Origin of the sequence: Nostoc sp. UHCC 0252 (genome assembly GCF_034931145.1) — a bacterium.
Lineage (GTDB): Bacteria > Cyanobacteriota > Cyanobacteriia > Cyanobacteriales > Nostocaceae > Nostoc.
The window spans coordinates 1-2469 of the sequence record NZ_JAYGHE010000178.1 but is presented as its reverse complement, the minus strand read 5'-3'; the positions used below and the strand labels follow the sequence as shown (position 1 = coordinate 2469).

Below are 2469 nucleotides of genomic sequence, written 5' to 3'. Positions count from 1 at the left end.
AGTGCGATTCGTTTAGCCTAAATAAGCAGAAATGCTTAGGGACGGTTAGCTGGTTTCATTAGCCAGACAACTAAATGACCTTGTAGGTGAGAATCCTACCACGCAGGTGCAGCGTTGAAAGCATCACCCCTACGGTAGCGACTAGTCATCAATCCGTAAAGCGGGGTGAAAAGGTGGCACTACTAGTAGCCTAATCTGGTATCCATCGAGCAAAGCATCCATGAGTAAAGCATCAGCTTGAAGACACGTTTGAATCGTCGTTAGCGTTGACCAGCGAAAAGGCTTAATGCGCTGGAGCCAAAAGGCACAGGATAAGGAGTTGGCAAGTTGTATTTTGACCAATATGCACTTCCTAGAAACCCGGCGAAGAGTGTCACTCTAAAGATGCACAGCATGGTCATCTGGAACGAAGTAACCTCTCGTATGCTCTCAGGCGGTCGAATACCTGAGTAGGTGCTAACCGGATGCAACGAGATGGAGAGATCGAGTCAGAAGCGAATGTCTGGGGTAATGCCCAGAATATGCAGACAGACTCACGGTGATTTGGAAGATAAAGTATCAATTAGTGAGTACAAATGTCTAATACACAGTCTAAAAAACTGATGGTGGAATGGCACTCGATTAACTGGCGTAAATTAGAGCGTCGAGTGTATAAGCTCCAAAAGAGAATTTATCAAGCCTCTGCCCGTGGTGATGTAAAAACATTTCGCAGGCTCCAAAAGACGTTGATGAAGTCCTGGAGCGCAAGAGCTTTATCGGTTCGTAGAGTTACCCAGGATAACCAGGGAAAAAAGACGGCTGGTGTAGACGGCATTAAATCGCTGACCCCAAAGCAACGTCTAGAACTTACTGGTAATTTAAAACTGGGGTCAAAGGTCAGCCCAACTAGGCGGGTATGGATTCCTAAGCCTGGAACGGAAGAGAAGCGACCTTTGGGTATACCTACAATGAAAGACCGAGCCTTGCAAGCGCTTGTCAAACTGGCACTAGAACCAGAATGGGAAGCACGATTTGAACCGAATTCATACGGGTTCAGACCAGGACGCTCATGCCACGATGCAATTCAAGCAATATTCAACGCAATTAAGCAGAAAGCCAAATATGTACTTGATGCTGATATTGCCAAATGCTTTGACTGCATCAACCAGGAAGCATTGCTAATAAAATTAAATACATCCCCCACCATCCGCCGACAAGTTCGAGCATGGTTAAAATCCGGGGTGATGGATGGTAAGCAACTGTTTCCAACATCTGAGGGTACACCACAAGGTGGGGTAATTTCCCCACTGTTAGCAAATATCGCCCTCCACGGAATGGAAGAACGAATTAAGCAATACGCGGAAACCTTGCCTGGTGGCAAAAGGAACAACCGCTATTCAATAAGCTTAATTCGTTACGCCGACGACTTTGTAATTCTCCACAAAGACGCATCCGTAGTCCAAAGATGCCGGGAAATAATCTCGGAATGGTTAAAAGGCATGGGACTTGAATTAAAACCAAGTAAAACAAGACTTACTCATACCTTAAATAAGTATGAGCAAGAAGAGGCAGGATTTAATTTCCTCGGTCATAATATCCGACAATTCCCGAAAGGTAAAAATCAATCAAGTAAGGATACAAAGGGAATTGCACTAGGTTTTAAAACAATCATCACCCCAAGCAAAGAAAAGCAAAAGGTACATTACGACGAAATCGCTAGTATCATCGAAGCTCATAAGGCAGCACCGCAAGCGGCGCTAATTAGCCAACTTAACCCAATCATTAGGGGATGGGCAAATTACTACGCGACTGTAGTAAGCAAGGAAGCTTACTCAGAAATTGACCACCTCATATACCAAAAGCTGAAAGCTTGGGCAAAACGCCGCCACCCAACAAAAGGTGGAAAATGGATTGCCAAAAAATACTGGAAATCCATAGACAGTAATAACTGGGTATTCGCAACAGCCAAGAAGGAAGAAGTAACAGAATTGTTATTGCTTGAACATACCAGCACCCCTATAGTGCGACATATCAAGGTTAGAAGCGAATCGTCACCATACGACGGAAACCTGGTTTACTGGAGTACAAGAATGGGAAACAACCCAGAAATGCCACTTAGAGTTTCAAAACTCCTAAAAAAGCAAAAAGGGAAGTGTACCCACTGCGAACTGTTTTTCCGAGAAGATGACGTGATGGAAGTTGACCATAAAATCCCAAAATCGCAAGGTGGAAAGGATTCATACGATAATAGGCAACTCCTTCACAGACATTGCCACGATACAAAGACTGCTAACGATAGCAGTTCAGGCAACCAATCTGGCTGGAATAGCGCCAAGCCTAAGCCTACCAAAGACTGAAAAAGTCCAGGATAAATAGGTAATGAGGTGTGTTTATCAAAACACCAAATCACTGAGGAGCCGGATGAGGTGAAAGTCTCACGTCCGGTTTTGAAGACCAACGGAGTTGGTGACAACTTCGTTGAGTTTAATC

General features: G+C 44.4%; 2 protein-coding genes. One reads left to right on the top strand and one right to left on the bottom strand.

Going from position 1 to position 2469, the window contains the following annotated elements; genetic code table 11:
- Positions 1-141: 141 nt before the first annotated feature.
- Complete coding sequence (locus tag VB732_RS35830; RefSeq protein ID WP_323235538.1) at positions 142-342, bottom strand: hypothetical protein; 201 nt, start codon at positions 340-342, stop codon at positions 142-144.
- A 233-nt stretch (positions 343-575) separates the two neighbouring features.
- Here VB732_RS35830 and ltrA point away from each other — a divergent pair, with 233 nt between their 5' ends.
- On the top strand, positions 576-2336 hold the full coding sequence (ltrA, locus tag VB732_RS35825; protein ID WP_323235537.1) for a group II intron reverse transcriptase/maturase: 1761 nt from the start codon (positions 576-578) through the stop codon (positions 2334-2336).
- Positions 2337-2469: the final 133 nt, after the last annotated feature.

Excerpts from the sequence above, each read along its gene's own strand:
- ltrA (WP_323235537.1), top strand. The coding sequence starts at position 576 with ATGTCTAATACACAGTCTAAAAAACTGATGGTGGAATGGCACTCGATT.